A 20137-nucleotide genomic window follows, 5' to 3' on the forward strand; every position below is an offset into this window, starting at 1 on the left:
CGAGCGGCCGGGGGCCGGGCGTGATGCGCCCGCGGCCGCGATCCCGGCCGCGAAGCCCGCCTCCTCACCGATGCCGGCCCGGAAGGCGATGCCGAAGAGGTCCGCGCCGGGGGTGCAGGCGGGGCAGAACCGCATCGGCGCCGCCCGGCCGGTCCACGACAGGCTCGCGCCCCGGATCCGCGCCTCCGGGACCGGCCACGACGTCCCGCGCTCGCGGGGCGACCGCGAGGAGCTGTCCGGCGGACTCGACGCCTCCCGGCGCGGGGCCCTCGTCGGCGGCGAACTCCTGGTGCGCGCGGTGACACAGGGACCGGCGGGGGAGCGGCTGCCCGGGAGCCTCCCGGACCGTCACCCGATGCCGTGGCGCCCGGGCGGCACGAGCCGCGGGTGACCGCCCGGTCACTGGCGGTGCCGCCCCGGACGGCGCCGCGCCCGTACGCCCCGCGGTGCCGCCCGGGCGGGGAAAACGCAGGTGAAAGGCGCTCCGAAACCTTGGTATGGTTGTCCATGTCGCCGCGGGGAACACCCCCGCGAGGCGGCAGACACCTAGTCCGGGTGGCGGAATGGCAGACGCGCTAGCTTGAGGTGCTAGTGCCCTTTATCGGGCGTGGGGGTTCAAGTCCCCCCTCGGACACTCGCGAGAAGCGACACGAGGACCCCGGCCGACGGCCGGGGTCCTCGTTCGCGCGCCCCGGAGCATGCCGCACGGCCGTACGGAAAACCCGTGGCTCCGCCCTCCCGCCGCTGCCCACGCTCACCGAGCGCGAACAGACGGGCATCCACCGCGGGCGCCCGCGACCAGTGAGGGGAGAGCGCCGTGCGTGACCGCACCGCCGGTCGGCCGGGCCTGCGCGACGCCCTGGGCGCCTCGGCGCTGGTCCTGCTGGAGCCGGTCGTGGAGGTGACGGGCGGCGTGCCCGAGGACGCGGCCGGCGGGGTGCCCGGGGACCTCGCGGCCCGCCGGGGCCGGGTCACCGGCTCGGACAGGCGGGCGGGTGCGGCGGTCGTCACGGCGACCGTGCCGCCGGCCGAGCTGTTCGGCCACGCGACGCGGCCGCGCAGCCGCACCCGGGGCCGCGGCACCTTCACCGCCCGGCCCACCGGCTACGCGCCCGCGCCGGCCGTGACGCCGGCGCCGTAGGGCGCGGGCCGGTTTTCCCCGGGGAGGGGAACCGGCCCGCGCTGCGGGCGGGAGCGCGGTACGGAATATTCCGGTGCGCCGGGCGGAATACCCCACGCATGTTGAAGGGGACGCGCTGGACGCTCGTCGTCGCGCTGCTGGTCTGGAGCCTGTTCGCCTACCCGTGGTACGACAAGGGCTGCGACATCGCGGAGGCGTACACGGCGGTCCTCGAGTACGGCGTGCCGGAGGGCCTCGAGCCCCTGCCGGCCTGCTACGGCTGAGGAACCGCGCCGCCCGTGGCGCGGCGGCCGGGCCCCGGACCGTCCGGGCCCCGGCCGCCCGCCGTCACCCGGCGGAGAGCAGGGCCTCCGCGGCGTCCGCCGTGGAGGGGTGGAGGGCCAGGAGCTCCGCGCCGGCGTCCGAGGGCGACGGCGCTCCCGTCCACACGCCGTCGCAGCCCAGCAGCTCCGCCACCGCGTCGCACGCCGCCGGGTGCGCGGACAGCAGGGCGGCTCCCGACGGGGCCGCGACGCCGGGCGCCGCCCACCCCCCGGTGCAGCCCAGCAGTCCGGCGAGCGCGTCGCAGGCCGCCGGACGGGCCGACAGGAGCGCGGCACCACGGCGGCCGTCCCCCGCGGACTCCGCCCGGCCGCCGGCCGGCGGCGCCGTCGGTGTCCGCCACGGCGGCACCCACGCGTCCAGGGCCTCCAGCCGGCCCGGGAAGATCCGCCCGGCTTCCCGGATCAGCAGCGGGGCGAGCTCCGACGCACCGGACCGCAACGTGGTGATCAGCAGCGGCAGCCACGGCAGCAGCACCGCGTCCGGCAGGCGTCTGAACGCGTTCGACACCGCCTCCACCACCACGTCCGCCAGCCCCGGCACCGGTCCCAGCGCGTGCACGAAGCCGCTCAGGTACCGCGGATACGCGGACACCACCAGCGGATTGTCGAGCAACGCGTCGCACCGCTCCCGCAGCTTTGCCCGCGACAGCGTGCCGAGCTGCACCTGCGCCGCCCACAGCAGCGCCGTCTTCGACGCGTCCTCGGGATGCGACTGGGCGACCGCCAGCTCCAGCTGGGCCCGGTCGCAGCCCAGCGACAGCGCGAGCGACTCCATGCCGAACAGGAAGCCGAGCGTCGCCGCGACCTGCCCGACGGTCGCGTCCTCGTCCCGGAACGCCGTCGGCAGCAGCGTGCAGTAGTGCGCGTACCCGGTCTTCACGAACGACTCGATCCACCCCGGCAGCACCGGCTCAGCGGTCCGGTAGTGGGCCAGCAGCGCACGCACCCGGCGCAGCACCTCCGGCGCGCCGTCCACGCTGCGTTCCGTGGCGAGCACCTTCAGCGCGTGGGTGCCGAGCTCGTCGGCGAGGCGGCGGCTGCGCAGATACAGCGTCGCGTCCTCGACGGCGGCCAGCACGGTCGCCGTCGTCGCCCGCGGTCCGTACGCGTCGCGCCGCAGCCGCTGCTCCAGCACCTGCTCGATGCTGACGCCCTCGTAGCCGAGCTCGATCAGCGCCCGCTGGTGGGTGCCGAGCGCCAGGTCCCAGGACTCCTGGAGCGACCGCTCGCCGAGCTTGCGCTCACCCATGATCGGCCGTGCCGCGCCGTGCGGCATCAGCCGCCGCAGCATCCACAGCACGTCGGAGCAGGCCCGCAGCTCCGGCCGCGAGACCATGTCCAGCAGGGCGCGCTGCACGCCGCGCTGCTGGAGCTTCAGTTCCAGCGGCGCCAGCCGGTCGTGCACGTCCCGGGCGAGCGGCGGCAGCGCGTCGTAGCCGACCTGGCCGATCCGGTCGCCGCCCATCATGATCTCGACGAGGCGCCGCACGTCCCGCCGCCCCGGCACGGCGTCCTTCTCGATGCAGGTGACCGCCGCGTCCTGGAAGTCGTACGGCGTCGGCTTGGCCCGGTCCCGCATGCCGGCCAGCAGGATCGACGTCTCGAACACCGCGATGGCGTCGGCGGTGGAGGCGAGGTAGCCGTTGCGCCGGGCCGCGCGGACGATGTCCACGGACCAGCCGAGCAGTTCGGCCTCGTCCAGGCCGTCGAGCACGGGCGGTCTTTGCAGGAAGCCGGACAGCCGGTCGGCGGAGGCGGACTCCGGCGCCGCGCCGGCGGTACTCCCCCCGCGGGGCCCCGCCGTCGCGGTCTTCTTCGCCGATGACTTCTTCGCGCCCGCCTGCCCCTCCAGCCGGTACGGCTGCACACGGGTGCGCCTCAGGCTCTTCGCCCACTCCGTCGCGGCGATCGACACCGACCCGGGGGCCAGGCCGAACTGCGCCTCGATCGCCGCGTGACTGGACGGGATCAGCCCGTACTGCCAGGTCGTGGCGGAGCGCGGCGAGATCGTGAACGTGTCCGTGCCGTGCACGCCGAACTCCTCGACGCGGCTGGCCGCGTGGAACGCCCCGCACACGTACAGGCAGTCCGCCGGGTCGGTCCCGGTCGCCGCCAGGTGCTCGCGCATGCGCGTCCACATGTACCGCTCGCGGTCCTCGTCCACCCGCAGCCGGGCGCCGTCGCCGGGGGCGAGCCGCCGGAACAGGCTGCCGACGAGGAACATCACCTGACGGTAGGTGTCGTGGTCGGCCGCGCCGTCGCCGAGCGGCACCTCGACGTACTGGTGCCACCACTCCGACCAGTGCCGCACCCTGCCGTGGCGCAGCAGGTGCTCCTCCAGCTCGGCGAAGCGGGGCCGCAGGTCGCCGATCCCGACGCCGACGGCCTCACCGTGCAGCCCGGCCCCCTCCTCGGCCGGGGCGCCGGTGTCCTGCGCCCCGGCGCCCCGCGTGCCCTCCTCGCCGCGGGCGTCCCACTGGAAGACGTGGTCCGCGGACCGGTCGACGAGGACCAGCTCCACCCCCGGGGTGTCCAGGGCGTACGCGATGGCCTGGTACTCGGCGGACGCCTCCGTGACCGGCGCGACCACCGACAGCGGCGCCCACTCCTCGGGGAAGCCGTCGATGTCACCGGCGAAGGCCTGTACCGCCACCGGCAGCCGGCAGTTGCGCAGCTCGGTCAGCAGCGGCGCCATGTCCTCGCACAGCTCCAGGTACACGACCTTCGGCCGCTTCTCCCGCAGCCGCCGTGCCATCGCGGTCGCCGAGGCGGGGGAGTGGTGGCACACGGGGAAGATCTCGAGCGGCTCGCGCACCGCCCGGTCCACGTCGTCGACCAGGCCGAGGAGGATGTCCTCCAGGGCGTCGGGCCCGCCGGCGAAGGCGGCGGCGGCCTCCTGCAACTGCCCGCGCAGCGCGGCGAACGACGTGTTCTCCTGGGGGCCGCTCATGACAGCGTGGCGATCGCGTCGCGGCCGCCCTCCAGGAACTCCGGCCAGGAACCGCCCTCCTCCTTGCTGCGCGGCTCGACGACGCCGTGCAGGTACTTGTTGAGGATGGCCAGGTCCTCGGGCTCGCGCCGGGTCAGCGAGCCGACCAGCGACGAGGCGAGGGTCCGGGCGGTCAGGGCGCGCTCGCCGAAGAAGTTGCTGTGCAGGACGGCGTCCTCCAGCACACCGATCTGCTCGGCCGTCGACAGCGCCGACTCCAGCCTCTCGTCGTCGCTGCCGGCCGCGGCGGCCGACGCCCGCAGGTCGGCGAAGCTCCGCAGCAGCACGTCGAGCAGCGTCGGCGGCACGTCCAGGTCGATGGAGTGCCGGCGCAGCAGCTCCTCGGTGCGGAAGCGGACGATCTCCGCCTCGCTCTTCCTGTTCGTCACGACCGGGATCCGGACGAAGTTGAAACGGCGCTTGAGCGCGGACGACAGGTCGTTGACGCCCCGGTCGCGGCTGTTGGCCGTGGCGATGACCGAGAAACCGGGCTTGGCGAACACGATGTTGTCGTCCCCGCCGCCGCTCTCCAGTTCGGGCACGGAGATGTACTTCTCGGAGAGGATCGAGATCAGCGCGTCCTGGACGTCGCTGGTGGAGCGGGTCAGCTCCTCGAAGCGGCCGATGGCGCCCGTCTCCATCGCCGTCATGATCGGCGAGGGGATCATCGACTCCCGCGACTGCCCCTTGGCGATCACCATGGACACGTTCCACGAGTACTTGATGTGGTCCTCGGTGGTGCCGGCCGTGCCCTGCACCACCAGCGTGGAGTTGCGGCAGATCGCGGCCGACAGCAGCTCGGCCAGCCAGCTCTTGCCGGTGCCGGGGTCGCCGATGAGCAGCAGACCGCGGTCGGAGGCGAGGGTCACGATGGACCGCTCGACGAAACTGCGGTCGCCGAACCACTTCTGCGACACCTCCCGGTCCAGGCCGTCGGCACGCTCGGAGCCCAGGATGAACAGGCGGACCATCTTCGGCGACAGCCGCCACGAGAACGGCTTGGGACCGTCGTCGACCGACTCCAGCCAGTCCAGCTCCTCGGCGTACTTGATCTCGGCGGGCGCGCGCAGCAGGTCGGACATGGGGGAAACCTTTCGTACGGTGATCAGCGGGGCCTGTCGGGCACGTGACGGACGTGCGCCCGTGATCAGGTGAGGAACGTCTTGAGTTCGTGCACGAGCTTCTTGATGTGGCCGGAGATCACCGGCGTGCCGAGGTCCTTGAACCGCTCCCGGAACCACGGGTTGACGCTGCCGCGTCCGGAGCTGGTCACCGAGCCGACCGGGATGAACTTCGCCCCCGACCGGTGGACGGCGGCCATGCTCTCGAACAGCTCCGCGTGCCGCCACTCGTAGAAGTCGGAGATCCACACCACCACCGTGTTGCGCGGCTCGGCGATCTTCGGCTGGGCCAGCGTCATGGCGACCCTGCCGTCGGTGCCGCCGCCCAGCTTGGTGCGCAGCAGCGTCTCGAACGGGTCCTGCGCCCAGGGCGTCAGGTCCAGCGCCTGCGTGTCGTACGCGATCAGGTGGACGTCCACCTTCGGCAGCCCGGCGAAGATGGACGCCAGGATGGTGCAGTTGACCATCGAGTCGACCATCGAGCCCGACTGGTCCACGACGACGATCAGCCGCTGCGGCGTCGTCTTCCGGCTGGTGTGCCGGTAGTAGAGGCGGTCGACGTAGAGCCGTTCCTCCTCCGGGCTCCAGTTGGTGAGGTTCTTCCAGACGGTGCGGTCCAGGTCGAGGTTGCGGAACACCCGCTTCGGCGGCACCGACCGGTCCAGCTCGCCGACCGTGGCCTTCTCCACCTGGGTGCGCAGCACCTCGGTGACCTCGTCGACGTAACGCCGGATCAGCGCCTTGGCGTTGGCCAGGGCCACGCCGGAGAGGTTGTCCTTGTCGCGCAGCAGCTGCTCGATCAGGGACATGCTCGGCGTCAGCCGTGAGGCCAGCCGCGGGTCGGCCAGCACCTCGCGCAGGTGCATGCGCTTGACGAGGTCGCCCTCGATGGCCCCGAGCTCCGGGCCGATCTCGGGGATCAGCCGGCCGAGGTCGGGGGCGGGCGCACCGAACCCGGTGCCGGTGGGGCCGGCGCCCGCGCCGCCACCCGCCCGGTTCCCGCCGCCGCGCAGGTCACCGGGCCGGCAGCCCAGCGCCCGCTCCAGCTGGCCGGCGTCCGACTGCCAGCGCGCCAGCCGCTCGGCGGTGACGGTGCCCGGCGGGTTCGCGAAGACGTTCAGCAGCACCTTCGAGACCAGCGCCGCACGCCGCACCTCGGCGGCCCGGTCACGCGCCCCGTCCTCCTCCGGTCCGGGCACCATCAGCCCGTCGAACTCGTCGGCGAGCTCCGGGTGCCGCTGCACCACGGAGTCGACGGAGGCGTCCGGGTCCAGCAGCGCGGACGGCAGACCGGCGTCCTCGACCACGGCGAGGCTCGCCGACTCCAGCGACGCCTGCTCCTCCGGGTCGAAGAGACGCGCCAGCAGCCGCCAGTACAGCACCTGCCGCCGGTTCTCGTACGGGTCGGGTCCGGGGACGTCCCCGTGGGTGTCGTGGGTCATTTCCGCAGCAGCTTCCCGGCGCGCTCGCGCAGCACCGTGACGGCGTCGGTGGCGGCCTTCTCCGCCCGTACCCCGGCCTTGTCGGCCGTCCCCCCGGCCCAGGCCCCGGCGTGCACGGCGACCGTCTTCTTCCGCACCGTCCGCTCCACGGCGAGCGGCTGCAGCAGGAACGCCCCGGCGTCCCAGCGCAGCAGCCCCACGCACGCGCCGGACGCGGCGACGGCCTCGGGCGTGAGCGGACCGGCGGCCGGCGCCCGGCCGGCGTCGACGGCGAGCCGGTGCCCGGCGACGACCAGCGCGACGCCGTCCCCGTCCTCCTCCACGGCGTACCCCTCCACCAGCACGGGCACGGCCATCCGCGCCGGGTGCCGGTCCAGCGGCGCGGCCGGGAACGCGACGGCGGTGGGCAGGGCGACCCGGGCGGTGGTGAACACCTCGGCGGGCTCACCGGCACGGGCCCGGGCGTCGTCCCACAGCAGATCGCCCTCGGCGGTGACGGGCATCGCGTCCAGCACCATCGCGCGGCCCTCGCTCACCGCCGCGAGCAGGGACATGCGCGGCCGCAGCAGCTGCCACAGACCGGCCCCGACGACCGTGTCCGGCTTCGGCGCGGACACTGAGGCACGCACCAGCCGCGCCGCACCGCCGTCCGACGGCTCGAACACCGCGTGCACCTGCGCCTGCACGGCGGTGGCGTGCTCCTGCAGGTCCACGCCGAGCGGCAGCAGCCGCCCCGACGCCTCGGCCACGGCACCGGCACGGGACGCCCCGGGCAGCGTCAGCAGCAGGGCGCGCGACCACAGGTCGGCCCAGCGCCGCACCGGCACCCGCTCCAGGGTCGCCCCGGGGCAGGAGGCGGCCAGCTCGGCCGCGAACCCGTCCAGCAGCGTGGCCGGGCGGCGCAGCGCCGGGTCGGGCAGCATCGCGGAGACGACGGGTGCGGCCCCGGCGACGAGTTCGTGGTCGATGCCCTGCCACCCGGCCCGCGCCAGGTCGCACAGCCAGCTGCGCGCGGCGACGAGCAGGTTCCCCGCCTGCTCCCCGCCCGGCGCGTCTCCGTCCGGAACGGCACCCGCCGTCTCGGCGTCCGGCCGGCCGGTGACCTCCCCGACGCGGGCGACCAGCGCGTCGTGCACCGAGCCGAGCAGAGCGGTACGGGCCGCCGCGAGCGCGACGAAGTGGTCCTCGCCGCTGGCCCCCGCGACCGTCCTGTCGGCGGCCTTTGCGACCCGCGCCGCCAGTGGGGACCCCGCGACGGCGTCGGCCAACCCGGTCAGCCCGCCGGCCCGCGCCGGCTGCGGGCGCAGCAGTCCGCCCACCAGGACGTCGTCGAAACCGTCCACGGCCGCGAGCGCCTCGTCCAGTCCGTCGATGCCGTCGGACAGCAGATCGGCACGCATCAGGCCACCGCCCTCGTCGTCGGGAACCAGTGCATCTCGGGCAACGGCGCGGTCGTGGCGTCCAGTTCGAGATAGGCCAGGTGCCGCAGGAACCGGCTGAACACCTGGGCGGCGGCGGAACTGTCCCCCTGGACGGGACCCGTGCGCGTCATCCCGAGGGTGAGGGCCTGGGCGTCCGGCTCCTCCCCCTCGGCCTCCACCTTCAGATACCGCGCGACACGCTCGACGCCGTACTGCAGCACGGCCTCCCCGACGAGCGCGCGTATGTGGTTGCAGAACATGCCGCGCGCCCCGCCGCAAGGTCGGTTGTTGTTGGTGCTGCACGCGAACGCGTACGTCCCCGCGTCCACCGACGACACGTACACCCGCCCGATGTCCGACCCGCTGGACACCACGCCCTGCAGCCGCCCGTCGGCCAGCTCCACGAACGGCACCTTCGCCAGCTTCCGCGGCCGCGCGGCCGGCACCACCCGTGCCGTGCTCGACCTCTCCCAGACCGACAACGCACCATCTCCCATACATGTGCATGCGAAAAGAGGGGGGTGTTCACGCCACCTCGGCGGAACGGGATCGAACTTATCGGCGACCACTGACAACGCCTCCGGCCGCGGCCGGCGCCTGTGGACGACGGGGCGTGCGAACCCCGGTGCCGCCCCTGTTCCGCACCTTGACGGTGAGCCGGAAGCGACCGCTACTTGTGCAGGGGGCGTTGGGTGACCGTCCATCTCCCCGTCAGCGGAAGGCAGGAGCGGCGACGCATGGTCGTATCCGGTCCACGAACCACCGAGAGCACGCCCGCAGGGCCGTGCGCCGAAGATCCGCGGTCCCGGCCCGAACCCGACACCCGTGCCTCCAGGCGGTGCAGATGAAGAAGAGACTGTGGGCCGCGAGCGCCCTCCTCGGTGTGCTCGTCACGTGCGGAACACCGCCGGCACACGCGTCCCCGGACCCGCGGCCGGACCGGCGCACCCTCCCGCTCGGTCCCCCCGGCCTGACGGAGACCCGCACCACGACGACCCTGCAGCCGGGCGTCACCCTCACCCGCATCGTGCGCGGCGACGACGACCCGTCCCTGCGCTGGACGGTCGAGGTCTTCATCCCCGGCGCAGAGACCTCACCGGACCCCGACGCACCGCCGTCCGCGCTGAAGGACAGGGCGAGCGCCGACGAACTGGCCGCCGGGCTGCGCCGGGACGGCTTCCGGGCCCGCGTCGAGGAGGTGACGACGGCGAGGACGGCCGACTGGGCGGGCGGCGCCCTCGGCTGGCGGGTCCGCGTCGGATCGTTCGCCTCCCAGTCCGCCGCGACGGCCGAACGCACCCGCCTGCGAACGGCCGGGCACACCGGATCCGCCGTGTTCACCGGCTGGGACGGCGACGCCGCCGACCGCGGCCCCTGGCACATCGACGTGCTCACCATCGACCTGCGTACGTTCCGGGGGGAGCTGAGGGCTTCCCACGGCCCCGACCTCGAGAACCGGGAGACCACCAGCGCCCTGGCGAACGCGGCCGGCGCGACGGCGGCGGTCAACGCCGGCTTCTTCGTCCTCGACCCGAAGGCGGGCGCACCCGGCGACCCCGCCGGCGTCGGCGTCTACGACGGGCGCCTGCTCAGTGAGCCGGTGAGCGGACGCCCCGGCCTGGTCCTCCACGACGACGGCCGGCGGACGGACGTCGCCCGCTACACCTGGCAGGGCCGGATCACGTCCCGCGGCACCACCCTCGCCCTGGACGGCATCAACCGCGTACCGGGCCTGATCCGCAACTGCGGCGGCGGTGAGGGCGACCGGCCCACGTCCCTCCCCCTCCACGACGTCACCTGCACCAACCCCGACCAACTGGTCGCCTTCACCCCCGACTACGGCCGGCGGACACCGTCCGGCGACGGCCTGGAGGCCGTACTGGACGCCCACGACCGCGTCGTGGAGCTGCGCTCACCCCGCGGAGGGCCGCTCCCGCCCGACGGCACCTCGGTCCAGGCGACCGGCGAGCGCGTCGCCGCACTGACGGCCCTGGCACGCCCCGGCGCCCGCCTCGACCTGAGGACGACCCTGCTGGACGACCGGGGCGGGCGCGTCTTTCCGACCCCCGGCACCGACATCGTCAACGCCGGCCCCGAACTGGTCCGCGACGGCCGCCTCCACGTCACGCCGGCCACCGACGGCATGGTCCACCCGGGCGACCCGAGCTGGTACTACGGCTGGGTGCACAAGCGCAATCCGCGCACCCTGGCCGGAGTGGACGCGGCCGGCCGCACGGTGCTCGTCACGGCCGACGGACGCAGCACCGCATCCCTCGGCCTGAGCATCCTCGAGAGCGCCGAAATCGCCAGGGCACTCGGACTGCGCGACGCGGTCAACCTCGACGGAGGCGGCTCGACGACGATGGTGACCGGCGGCAGGGTCGTCAACGCCCCGTCCGACGCGGCGGGCGAACGCCCGGTCGGGGACGCCCTGCTGGTCCTGCCCCGCAGGCACTGACCCGGCCCGGCGGCACCGTTCGCGCAGCGACGAACCGCACCGCGGGGAGCCGCCACGCGCTCGCACCCACTGGTTGACCTGAACATGGCGCGCTGGACAGGGTGGGCCGGTCCGCGTTCCTTCCCTCCCCAGGAGCCGTCGTGACCGACACCCCCGCCCCCGGCACGGCCGCACGCCGTCCCACCCGTCGTGCACTGCTGCGCACCACCGGACTGGTGGCCGGCCTCACCGCGGCCGGCTTCCCCGCCTCCGCCGGCGCGGCCGGCCTGCCCGGGGCGGACGCGGCCCCCCGCCCGGCCGCCGAAGCACCCGGACCGGCCGGGACCGGAGGCCGTGAACTGCGCGGGGAGTGGATCGCCACCGTCTCCAACATCGACTGGCCCTCACGGCCCGGCCTCGGCCCGGCCGAGCAGCAGGCGGAGTTCGTCGCACTGCTCGACCACGCCGGATCGGTCGGACTCAACACCGTGTTCGCCCAGGTGCGCCCGACGGCCGACGCGTTCTGGCCCTCACGGTTCGAACCGTGGTCGCAGTACCTGACCGGCACCCAGGGAAAGGACCCCGGCTACGACCCCCTGGCCTTCATGGTCGACGCCGCGCACGCCCGCGGCCTGGCCCTGCACGCCTGGTTCAACCCGTACCGCGTCTCGCAGCAGGCCGACCTCACCCGGCTCGTCCCCGGCCACCCGGCGCGCCTGCACCCGGAATGGACCGTCCCCTACGGCGGCAAGCTGTACTACAACCCCGGCGTTCCCGCCGTACGCGCCTTCGTCGAGGACGCCATCATGGACGCGGTGGAGCGCTACGAGATCGACGGCGTCCACTTCGACGACTACTTCTACCCCTACCCCGTGAACGGCGCGGACTTCCCCGACGACGACGCCTTCGCCGCGTACGGCGCGGGCTTCACCGACCGGGCCGCCTGGCGCCGGCACAACGTGGACCTGCTGGTACGGGAGACGTACGACCGGGTGCGCGAGACCCGGCCCGAGGCGGCGTTCGGCGTCAGCCCCTTCGGCATCTGGCGCAACGCCTCCAGCGACCCACGGGGCTCGGCCACCGGCGGCACCCAGTCCTACGACGCACAGCACGCCGACACCCTCGGCTGGGTGCGCAACGGCTGGCTGGACTACATCGCCCCGCAGCTGTACTGGAACATCGGTCTCCCCGTGGCCGACTACGCCGTCCTCGCCCCGTGGTGGTCGGACGCCGTGCGCGGCACCGACGTACGGCTGTGGATCGGCCAGGCCGTGTACAAGGTCGGCGCCGCCGGCCAGCCGGCCGCCTGGCAGGATCCGGCCGAGCTCTCCCGGCACCTCACGATGGACGAGGGACTGCCGGGGATCGACGGCGAGATCCTGTTCAGCGCCAAGGACGTGACCGCCGACCGGCTCGGATCGATCAGCACGCTCACCGCCGGCCACTGGCGGCGGCCCGCGCTGGCCCCCGTCCTGCCGAGGCTGGCCGGTGGCCGCCCGCCCCTGCCCCCGCTCGCGTCGGCGACCCGGACGGCCGACGGCGGCGTCCGCGTCGACGTCCGCTCCCGGGGCGACCACGTCCCCGCGCTGTACGCGGTCCGGCTGAGGGACACCGGCGGCGACACGCTCGTGGCGGTGCTGCCGGGCGCGCGCGGCACGGCGTGGACGGGGCCGGCGACGCCGAAGGGAGCGGCGTACGCGGTCACCTCGGTGGACCGGGCCCGCCGCGAGAGCGTCCCCGTCACCGCACGCGTGCGCAGGAGGTGACCGCGGGTCAGGGGACTCTTTCCGGCCCCGCCCGGTCGGCGGAGAACGTCTCCGGACCCGGCGGGCCTGCCGGGACGGCCAGGAGGGACCGGCGGGCGCATGGGGACCGGGCCGTGGGGGAACGGAGCGTTTCGGCCGCACTTCCTCCTCTTCCCCCCGGCCCGTCGGCCCGGCGGCGTACATTCGGTTCATGTCCGAACAACTCACCCCCGAAGCCGGTGCCCCCCGCCCCTCCCGTCGCGCGGTGATCCGGGCGGCCGCGGTCACCGCCGCGGTGGTCGGCGTACCGCTCCAGGCGCGGACGGCCGCCGCACAGCCGGCCTCGGCCGCCCCCGCGGCCACCTCCTCGGCCGCACCGGAACTGCCCGCCGGACTGGTCCCGTACCGCACCCCCTACGTGAACTGGTCGGGGGAGATCACCCACACCGGTTTATGGGCCTGCGCGCCGCGCACCGCGCAGGACGTCGCGGACCTGGCCAACTGGGCCCACCGCGAGGGCTGGCGGCTGCGCGCACGCGGCAAGGCGCACAACTGGTCCCCGCTCACCATCACCGGCCCCTCCCAGTCGGACGAACGGGTCCTCCTCCTGGACACCACCCGCCACCTCACCGGCATGGAACTCGCCACGCCACCCCCCGGCGCGCCCGGCGCCGTCCGCGCGCAGACCGGGGTGCTCCTCGAGACCCTGATGGCCTTCCTCGCCGACCACGGCCTCGGCGTCACCAACACACCGGCGCCCGGGGAACTGACCCTCGGCGGCACCCTGGCCATCGACGCCCACGGCACCAGCGTGCCGGCCGTGGGGGAGGCCGCGCGCCCCGGTCACACCTACGGCTCGCTCAGCAACCTCGTCCTCTCCCTCACCGCCGTCGTCTGGGACACCGGACGCGCCGAGTACGTGGTGCGCACGTTCCACCGGGGAGCCGACGACGAGTGCGAGGCGCTGGCCACCCACATCGGACGCGGACTGGTGACCGAGGTGGTGCTCCAGGCCGGCGAGGAGGTGCCGCTGCGCTGCGTCAGCCGCGTCGACATCAGCAGCGACGAACTGTTCGCGGCACCCGGCAGCGCGGCGGCCGGCCGGGGCAACACGTTCGCCGACTTCCTCGACCGCGCGGGGCGCGTGGAGGCCATCTGGTTCGCCTTCACCGACCGGCCCTGGCTGAAGGTGTGGAGCCTCAGCCCCGAGCGCCCCCTCACCTCACGGCCCGTCAGCCGTCCGTACAACTACCCGTTCAGCGATTCCCTGCCGACTCCGGTCGCCCGCCTCGCGGGACGGCTCGTCGGCGAGGGCGCCTGGTTCCTCGCGCCCGAACTCGGCCTCGCCCAGTACACCGTGGCGGCGACCGGCCTGACCACCACCCTCGCCACCGACCTGTGGGGTCCCGCGTACGCGCTCCAGTTCTACCTGCGCCCCACCACCCTGCGCGAAACCGCGAACGGCTACGCCGTCCTGACCCGGCGCGCCGACGTGCAGAGGGTCGTCTCCGAGTTCGCCGCCTACTACAGCGGGCAGATCAAGTCGGCGGCACTGCGCGGCAGTTATCCGGTCAACGGTCAGGTCGAGATCCGCGTCGGAGGACTGGACAGGCCCGAGGAGTCGGCGGCCCCCGGCGCCCGCCCGCCGCTGCTGTCCGTCGTCCGGCCGCACCCGGACCACCCGGAGTTCGACTGCGCGGTGTGGATCGACGTGCTCACCCAGCCGACCACACCCGGCGCGCACGCCTTCTACCGCGACCTGGAGCGCTTCCTGCTGCGCACCTTCGACGGCGGCTACGCGCTCACCCGCGTCGAGTGGTCCAAGGGCTGGGGGTACACCGACACCGCGGCCTGGGCCGACCAGGAGGTCATCGGCACCGTGGTCCCGGCCTCGTACGGGCGCGGCCAGTGGGCGGAGGCGGTCGGCATCCTCGACCGGCTCGACCCCCACGGCGTGTTCGGCAACGACTTCACGGACCAGCTGGTACGGGTGTGACCCCGGGGCCCGGCACGTGACCCCCGGTGGGGGCGGGCGGGCGCCGCCGGCGCAGCGGGCCGCCGCCGAGGGCGCGGCCCCGCTGTTCGGTGGCGGCGGCGGACCGGGCCGCGGTGGGGCCGCCGCGCTCGCCCGCGCCGGCAGGCAGCGCGGTCGCGTGCCCCGGAAGCCCGCGGTCCGGGCAGGTCCCGCCCCGGCCCACCGAGGCGGGGGCGGCCCGGGACCGGTGACGCCCCGCCCGCTGGGCCGAGGTGCCCGTCACTCCTCGACGGTCAACGTCCAGGATCCTCCCGCCCCGAACAGCACGAGCAGCGGCCCCGCGGGCAGCCGCACGGTGGTCCGCGCCCGGCCGCTGTCGTTGAGCAGCAGCACGCTCTCGCGCGGATCGAGTCCCGTCCTTCCGGCGACCTCGTAGCACCGCAGACTGACGTGTCCGTTCCGGCCCGGCTCCAGGCCCCGGAACCGTACGCGTAGCGAGGCCGCCGGACCCGTGTACAGCAGCGCCTCGTGCCCGACGCCCGTCAGCGTCCCCGTCAGCCGGCGGGCGGCGGCCACCGGCTTCACCCGCAGGATCCACGCGTCCCGCGCCGAGACCGTCAGTTGCGGGGGGTGGATGCGCGGCACCCAGCTTCCCCTGAAGTCTCGGTACAGGACGTTGAAATAGACCTCCGGGATGTCCTTGCCGTCCACGGTGAGAGGCCGGACGCTGAAGTGGCCCTCGCCCCGGTGCGCCGCCTCCAGCAGGAAGGGACGGTCCGGGAAGCGTTCGTCCGTCGCGAACGTCCGGCGCCCCTCTCCTTCGATGGTGAACGGCTCGAAGACCGGGCCGAACTCCCAGCCCTCCAGGAGGCCGTACGGCCGGTCCGGCGGCGGGAAGACCACCCCGGCGTCTTCGCCCGACCAGCCGGGCGGCGCTTGTCCCGGAACCTTCGTCACCCCGGTCAACAGCACTGGCCCGCCGGGGGAGTCGGAGCTCTTCTCGAAGTGGCCCATGCCGCCCATCATGCGGCACGGGCCACGACGGAGTCGATCACCCGGGTCACCCGGCCTCGACGCCGCCTCCGCGCACGGCCCCGAGAACGGACATCGCCCGGTCACCCGCTACCGCGAGAACGTCACCATGCGCCTCGCCGCACCCCACACCGCCGCCGTCGCCTTCGCCCGGCCGGCAGGGTGGTCGAAAGAGGCGCCCTGGCCGGACCGGTCCGGAGCGTTGTCCACACACCTGACGGGTGGGTGACCACCGGATGCGGAGTGGCAGTGGTGGTGGTCGCAGGTGTGCGGGAAGCCCGCCGGAGCCTCTGCGCGTCCAGCGTTGCCGGCGCGGACCGCGGGCCCGTTCGACGAGCGAGGCGCGTGTGAGGTGTCCCGACCGCGCCGTCGGCCGCCGCTCGTGCGGGCGGGGCGCCGGTCACTCGCAGAACGCGGTGTCCACGGCCGACACGACCGCCTCGGCGCCCTTCTCGTCGTCACCGAAGGTGCCCGGTAGCGCCGTCACCGCGAGTCCGACGGAACGGCCGTCGTCCGTGGCGCCCCCGCGGGTCTCGAACCCGTGGATGTCACCGCCGTGCCCCCAGTACACACCGCCGCAGCTCAGCGGGACACTGAAGACGCCGAGCCCGTACCGCCACCCCGGGAACAGCGGGGCGTCGACGGTCCTGCGCATCTCGGCGAGCTGCTCGCGGGGGAGCAGCCTGCCGTCGACGAGCGCCCGGGCGAACTTCGCCAGGTCGCTCGGGGTCGAGATCATCTGACCCGCGGCGCCGCCCCAGGAGGGGTCCATCTCGGTCGCGTCGACGACGTTCCCCTTCTCGGAGTCGCCGATCGCGTACCCGTGGGGGTGGGGGCCCTGGATGGACTGGTCGCCCGGCTGCGGCCAGTAGGTGTGGCGCAGTCCCGCCCTCCTGATCACGCGACGGGTGATCTCCTCCTGCACGGGGCGTTCCGTCACCCGCTCGATCAGCAGGCCCGCCAGCAGGTAATTGGTGTTGCTGTACTCCCACTCGGCGCCCGGTGCGAACTTCGCCGGACGGGCCAGCGCCGCGGCGAGCAGGTCGTGCGGCTGGAAGAACTTGTGCCGCACCTTCTGGAAGTTCTCCAGGCCTATGTGCTCGGTGTAGTTGGGGAGTCCGCTGGTGTGCTGCAGCAGCTGCCGGACGGTGATCTTCCTGCCGTCGATGCCCTCGCCCCGCACCAGACCGGGCAGGTAGGTCTCGATCGGCGCGTCCAGCTCCACCTTGCCCTCGGCCACCAGTTGCAGGACGACCACCGCGGTGAAGGTCTTCGTGTTGCTCCCCGCCCGGACTTGGCCGTCCTGGGGCACGGGGACCTGCCGGCCCAGCCGGGAGGAACCGGCCACCAGGGACCTCTCGCGTCCGTCCTTGCTCACCCAGGCCAGCGCGGCCGGGAACTTCTCCTGGCGCACCAGGGAGTCGAGGCTCTCGCGCAGCGCCCTGTCCTTCGGGGGACGGGTCGTCGACGCGCTGGTGCTGACCACGGCGGTGGAGCTCATCAGCCCCACCACCGCCGCGACCAGCACTCCCTTGCGCACCTTCGAGGTGGTCCTCGTCCGCATCGTGTGCTCCTTCTCGGCTCTTCGCCCGGATCGGCACCAGCCATGCTGTCCGCACCCGGCACGAAGATCACTGCTGCTGGCCACCGGATCACGGGTGCAGCCAGCACCACCCCGCAGGCGTGGTGAGGCCCACCGAATCCACGACGAGTACCCGCTGCCGGGTCTCGGCGTCCGTCCCGACCACGCGGTGAGCGTGGACGGGGAGATCAACGGCTGTGTCGAACTCGGGCGGCCAGGGCTGTCCGTCGATTCGGCCACCTTCGGCCGCGGCAACCGGGAGCAGTGGGACAAACTCCAGGACCTGCCCAACCTGTTGTACTCGAACGGCACCGAGTGGCGGCTCTCCAGCGGTGGCAGACAGGTCGGCGAGACCGTGTTCTTCGCCGGCTCGCTGCGGAGTGCGGGTGAGGAACTCGCCGTGCCCGATCCGCTGGCCTTCGACGCGTTGTTCCAGCAGTTCCTCGGCTGGGAACCCGAGCCGATCAGACATGTCGCCCGTCTCGTCCAGGAGATCGCTCGCCTGTGCAGACCGCTGCGGTCCGCTGTGCAGGAACAGCCCGGGGCTGAGACCAGGTCTTCCACACCCGACGACGACATGCGCACGCGGTCGCGCAAGTGGACCGGCCGGCGGTCCGCAGCGGGAACCAGGACGCCTGCCTACGCCTCTACGAGCACTTCCTCACCGTCCACGACCCGGCCTCGCCGGCGGAGCGGCTCGTACTACACGCCTCGCGAAGTGGTCGAGGAGATGATCCGTCTCAACGGGACCACGGTCACACCCCGGCCTCCACCAGGAACGGGCTGGGCTTGCCCGGCCAGGAGACGTACAGGCTGTCGCGGGCCCTCGTGCAGGCGACGAAGAGCAGGCAGCGTTCGGACATCATGTCCGTCTCGTGCTGCTTGGGGTCCACCTCGGGCGGCGTGACCGCCTTCGGGAACGGCAGCGCCTCGTCGTCGACGCCGACGACCGCCACACAGCGGAACTCCAGCCCCTTGAAGGAGTGCATGGTCCCCACCCGCACGGTCGTCGCCTCCCCGGCGGCGTCGGTGGAGCGGAGCGTCGCGGCGGGGACACCCGCGTCCTTCAGGCGGGCGACCGCCTTCGCGCACGTCTTGTTGAACCGGGCGCTGACCCCGATCTCCCCGGCGCCGACACCCGCGTCCAGCCACGCCCGCACCTGGGTGACCAGCGCGTCCAGTTCCGCCTCCTCGGACGTCGCCGCGTGCACGGCGGGTCCGTCGCCGTGGAGGGCGGAACGGTAGCCGAGCAGGGTCTCGTTGCGGTTCTCGTCCTCCAGCTGGGCGATCGGGCGGCCGATGAGCAGCGCCGTGGACCAGCGCAGGATCTCCTGCGTGCTGCGGTAGTTCTTGCGCAGCTTCACCGACCGTCCGGCCACCTTGATGCCGAGCGACTTCAGCGACACCTTCGCGTCGTAGATGCGCTGGTGCGGGTCGCCCGCGATGAACAGGTCGTCCGGGCGGGCGGGGACGGCCGCGCGCAGCAGCCGCCACTGCGCCGGGTGCAGGTCCTGCGCCTCGTCCACCACGACGTGCCGGTAGCGCGGCCCCGTCTCCTCCAGCAGCCGGGCCGCCTCCGCGCACGTCTGCAGCCAGGTGCGGCACCCGTCCGCGGCGAGGTCGGCCGTGAAGCGCTCCACCGTCTCCCACACCAGCGGCCGCTCGGCCGCGGCCAGCCGGCTGCCGCGGCCCCGCCGGTCCGCCGCCTCGTACTCGGCCAGGGAGCCGATGCCCTGCGCCAGGACGACGTGCCGGTACTCCTGGGCGAGGAACTGCGCGCTGCCGGTGAAGCCCGTCGCCTTGGCGGCCCTGCCCCAGCGGCTCACCTCCTCGTTGCTCATCAGCGGCCGCAGCGGCACGGCGTCCGGTGCCTCCGCGACGACGCGGCTGGCGAAGCCGTCCACCGTCGAGATGTCCACCCGTTCGCGCAGTTCCGGATCGTCCACCAGGGACTCCAGGCCCGAACGGAGCGCGTTGACGAGGGCGTTGGTGTACGTCGTCAGCAGGATGCGGTCGCCGTCGCGCAGGTGCCCGAGCAGGTGCTTGACCCGGTGCAGGGCGACGACGGTCTTCCCCGTGCCCGGTCCGCCGGTGACCTGCGCCGGCCCCGAGTACGAGGACCGGTACGCCACCTTCCGCTGCGACGGGTGCAGGAAGACCCGCCAGGCAGCGAAGGGCTTCTCCAGGATGTCCCGCAGCTCCTCGGGGGCCGACACCAGCGCGATACGCGCCCGGGTGTGCCGGATCGCCGTCTCGTAGTCCCGCGTGTCCACCGGCTGCGTGGACGCGTGCAGCGCGGGCGCCACGATGTCCTGCCAGACCTCCTCCACCGTGCACCCCGAGGCGAGGTACTGCAGCACCTCCCGCTGGTCCTGCGGCAGCAGCGGCGCGAAGACGTCCAGCTGCTCCTGGTCGACCAGCGAGCGGGCCTGCCGCAGCGTCTCGTCGTCGATGCCGAGCGCCTTCAGGTCCCCGTCGGAGAACTTCGCGAACAGCCGCTCCTTCGACGAGGCTTCGGCCACCCGCTCGTAGGCGGGCGTGATCTCGTCCAGGGTCTCGGCGTCCCGGATCTCGACGGCCCGCGTCACCTCGTTGATGCTGGACTTCTGCTTCATCGCCCAGGCGATCGCCTTGTCGTGCGGCATCACCCGCAGCAGGACGAAGGTGTCCCCGGTGGGCGGTGCGAGCACCACACCGCGCCAGAACTGGTCGATGCGGATCGTCCGGATCTGCTTGTCCTTCGCCTTCACCAGGCTCTCCAGCTTCAGCCCCTGGTCCTTGAAGAGCTGGTCCAGGGTGAGCCGGCCGAACTTCTCCCATGCCTCGAGGACGCCCTTCCTGACGGGGGGCTGGAGCTTGGGGAGTTCGGCGAAGAAACCGATGTCGAAGGCGAGCTGCGGCATGGGGAGATCCTAGTGCCCGCGTGGTC

General features: G+C 73.7%; 12 protein-coding genes, 1 tRNA gene and 3 pseudogenes. 7 read left to right on the top strand and 9 right to left on the bottom strand.

The window, feature by feature from the left end:
• Positions 1 to 145: 145 nt before the first annotated feature.
• The 4 genes and pseudogenes from ACZ4V6_RS22150 to ACZ4V6_RS22165 all read left to right on the top strand — a co-directional run.
• A pseudogene (locus tag ACZ4V6_RS22150) lies at positions 146 to 391 on the top strand (hypothetical protein); the annotation flags it as partial.
• A gap of 158 nt (positions 392 to 549) precedes the next feature.
• Positions 550 to 634: transfer RNA gene (locus tag ACZ4V6_RS22155), tRNA-Leu, on the top strand.
• Between the two features lie 192 nt (positions 635 to 826).
• Positions 827 to 1141: pseudogene (gene fusA / locus ACZ4V6_RS22160) on the top strand (elongation factor G); the annotation flags it as partial.
• A 98-nt stretch (positions 1142 to 1239) separates the two neighbouring features.
• The gene (locus tag ACZ4V6_RS22165) at positions 1240 to 1404 is read left to right on the top strand and encodes a hypothetical protein (protein WP_467830006.1); all 165 of its coding nucleotides are present in this window, start codon (positions 1240 to 1242) and stop codon (positions 1402 to 1404) included.
• Positions 1405 to 1468: 64 nt separating this feature from the next.
• Here the strand turns inward: ACZ4V6_RS22165 and ACZ4V6_RS22170 are convergent, their stop codons facing one another.
• The 5 genes from ACZ4V6_RS22170 to ACZ4V6_RS22190 all read right to left on the bottom strand — a co-directional run bounded on the left by ACZ4V6_RS22170 (position 1469) and on the right by ACZ4V6_RS22190 (position 8934).
• On the bottom strand, positions 1469 to 4414 hold the full coding sequence (locus tag ACZ4V6_RS22170) for a DUF5682 family protein (protein WP_467830008.1): 2946 nt from the start codon (positions 4412 to 4414) through the stop codon (positions 1469 to 1471).
• Positions 4411 to 5535 carry an ATP-binding protein gene (locus ACZ4V6_RS22175; RefSeq protein WP_467830011.1) on the bottom strand — a complete coding sequence of 375 codons (1125 nt, stop codon included), beginning with the start codon at positions 5533 to 5535 and terminating at the stop codon, positions 4411 to 4413. Before ACZ4V6_RS22175 ends, ACZ4V6_RS22170 begins: the two co-directional genes overlap by 4 nt.
• 65 nt (positions 5536 to 5600) lie before the next feature.
• Positions 5601 to 7016 carry a vWA domain-containing protein gene (locus tag ACZ4V6_RS22180; RefSeq protein ID WP_467830014.1) on the bottom strand — a complete coding sequence of 472 codons (1416 nt, stop codon included), beginning with the start codon at positions 7014 to 7016 and terminating at the stop codon, positions 5601 to 5603.
• The gene (locus ACZ4V6_RS22185) at positions 7013 to 8416 is read right to left on the bottom strand and encodes a hypothetical protein (RefSeq protein ID WP_467830016.1); all 1404 of its coding nucleotides are present in this window, start codon (positions 8414 to 8416) and stop codon (positions 7013 to 7015) included. Before ACZ4V6_RS22185 ends, ACZ4V6_RS22180 begins: the two co-directional genes overlap by 4 nt.
• Positions 8416 to 8934: a hypothetical protein gene (locus ACZ4V6_RS22190; protein ID WP_467830018.1), complete on the bottom strand. Its 519-nt coding sequence runs from the start codon at positions 8932 to 8934 to the stop codon at positions 8416 to 8418. The genes ACZ4V6_RS22185 and ACZ4V6_RS22190 overlap by 1 nt, the downstream gene beginning before the upstream one ends.
• A 347-nt stretch (positions 8935 to 9281) precedes the next feature.
• Here ACZ4V6_RS22190 and ACZ4V6_RS22195 point away from each other — a divergent pair, with 347 nt between their 5' ends.
• The 3 genes and pseudogenes from ACZ4V6_RS22195 to ACZ4V6_RS22205 all read left to right on the top strand — a co-directional run bounded on the left by ACZ4V6_RS22195 (position 9282) and on the right by ACZ4V6_RS22205 (position 14615).
• Entirely contained in the window at positions 9282 to 10895 is a 1614-nt protein-coding gene (locus tag ACZ4V6_RS22195; protein ID WP_467830021.1) for a phosphodiester glycosidase family protein, read from the top strand.
• 266 nt (positions 10896 to 11161) lie between these two features.
• Positions 11162 to 12322, top strand: a pseudogene (locus ACZ4V6_RS22200) (glycoside hydrolase family 10-like protein); the annotation flags it as partial.
• Positions 12323 to 12830: 508 nt separating this feature from the next.
• Positions 12831 to 14615 (top strand): cholesterol oxidase substrate-binding domain-containing protein, encoded by a 1785-nt coding sequence (locus ACZ4V6_RS22205; RefSeq protein WP_467830024.1) that lies wholly within the window; start codon positions 12831 to 12833, stop codon positions 14613 to 14615.
• A 258-nt stretch (positions 14616 to 14873) separates the two neighbouring features.
• Here the strand turns inward: ACZ4V6_RS22205 and ACZ4V6_RS22210 are convergent, their stop codons facing one another.
• The 4 genes from ACZ4V6_RS22210 to ACZ4V6_RS22225 form a co-directional block, all read right to left on the bottom strand.
• Entirely contained in the window at positions 14874 to 15608 is a 735-nt protein-coding gene (locus ACZ4V6_RS22210) for a hypothetical protein (protein ID WP_467830027.1), read from the bottom strand.
• 418 nt (positions 15609 to 16026) lie between these two features.
• Positions 16027 to 17190: a serine hydrolase domain-containing protein gene (locus ACZ4V6_RS22215; protein WP_467830030.1), complete on the bottom strand. Its 1164-nt coding sequence runs from the start codon at positions 17188 to 17190 to the stop codon at positions 16027 to 16029.
• Positions 17191 to 17278: 88 nt separating this feature from the next.
• Positions 17279 to 17680, bottom strand: coding sequence for a hypothetical protein (locus ACZ4V6_RS22220; protein ID WP_467830032.1), 402 nt, complete (start codon positions 17678 to 17680; stop codon positions 17279 to 17281).
• Between the two features lie 283 nt (positions 17681 to 17963).
• Positions 17964 to 20111: a UvrD-helicase domain-containing protein gene (locus ACZ4V6_RS22225; RefSeq protein ID WP_467830034.1), complete on the bottom strand. Its 2148-nt coding sequence runs from the start codon at positions 20109 to 20111 to the stop codon at positions 17964 to 17966.
• Positions 20112 to 20137: the final 26 nt, after the last annotated feature.

It is taken from the genome of Streptomyces sp. NPDC029152 (genome assembly GCF_055564355.1).

Excerpts from the sequence above, each read along its gene's own strand:
- ACZ4V6_RS22165 (WP_467830006.1), top strand. The coding sequence starts at position 1,240 with ATGTTGAAGGGGACGCGCTGGACGCTCGTCGTCGCGCTGCTGGTCTGG.
- ACZ4V6_RS22170 (WP_467830008.1), bottom strand. The coding sequence starts at position 4,414 with ATGAGCGGCCCCCAGGAGAACACGTCGTTCGCCGCGCTGCGCGGGCAG.
- ACZ4V6_RS22175 (WP_467830011.1), bottom strand. The coding sequence starts at position 5,535 with ATGTCCGACCTGCTGCGCGCGCCCGCCGAGATCAAGTACGCCGAGGAG.
- ACZ4V6_RS22180 (WP_467830014.1), bottom strand. The coding sequence starts at position 7,016 with ATGACCCACGACACCCACGGGGACGTCCCCGGACCCGACCCGTACGAG.
- ACZ4V6_RS22185 (WP_467830016.1), bottom strand. The coding sequence starts at position 8,416 with ATGCGTGCCGATCTGCTGTCCGACGGCATCGACGGACTGGACGAGGCG.
- ACZ4V6_RS22190 (WP_467830018.1), bottom strand. The coding sequence starts at position 8,934 with ATGGGAGATGGTGCGTTGTCGGTCTGGGAGAGGTCGAGCACGGCACGG.
- ACZ4V6_RS22195 (WP_467830021.1), top strand. The coding sequence starts at position 9,282 with ATGAAGAAGAGACTGTGGGCCGCGAGCGCCCTCCTCGGTGTGCTCGTC.
- ACZ4V6_RS22205 (WP_467830024.1), top strand. The coding sequence starts at position 12,831 with ATGTCCGAACAACTCACCCCCGAAGCCGGTGCCCCCCGCCCCTCCCGT.
- ACZ4V6_RS22210 (WP_467830027.1), bottom strand. The coding sequence starts at position 15,608 with ATGGGCCACTTCGAGAAGAGCTCCGACTCCCCCGGCGGGCCAGTGCTG.
- ACZ4V6_RS22215 (WP_467830030.1), bottom strand. The coding sequence starts at position 17,190 with ATGCGGACGAGGACCACCTCGAAGGTGCGCAAGGGAGTGCTGGTCGCG.
- ACZ4V6_RS22220 (WP_467830032.1), bottom strand. The coding sequence starts at position 17,680 with ATGTCTGATCGGCTCGGGTTCCCAGCCGAGGAACTGCTGGAACAACGC.
- ACZ4V6_RS22225 (WP_467830034.1), bottom strand. The coding sequence starts at position 20,111 with ATGCCGCAGCTCGCCTTCGACATCGGTTTCTTCGCCGAACTCCCCAAG.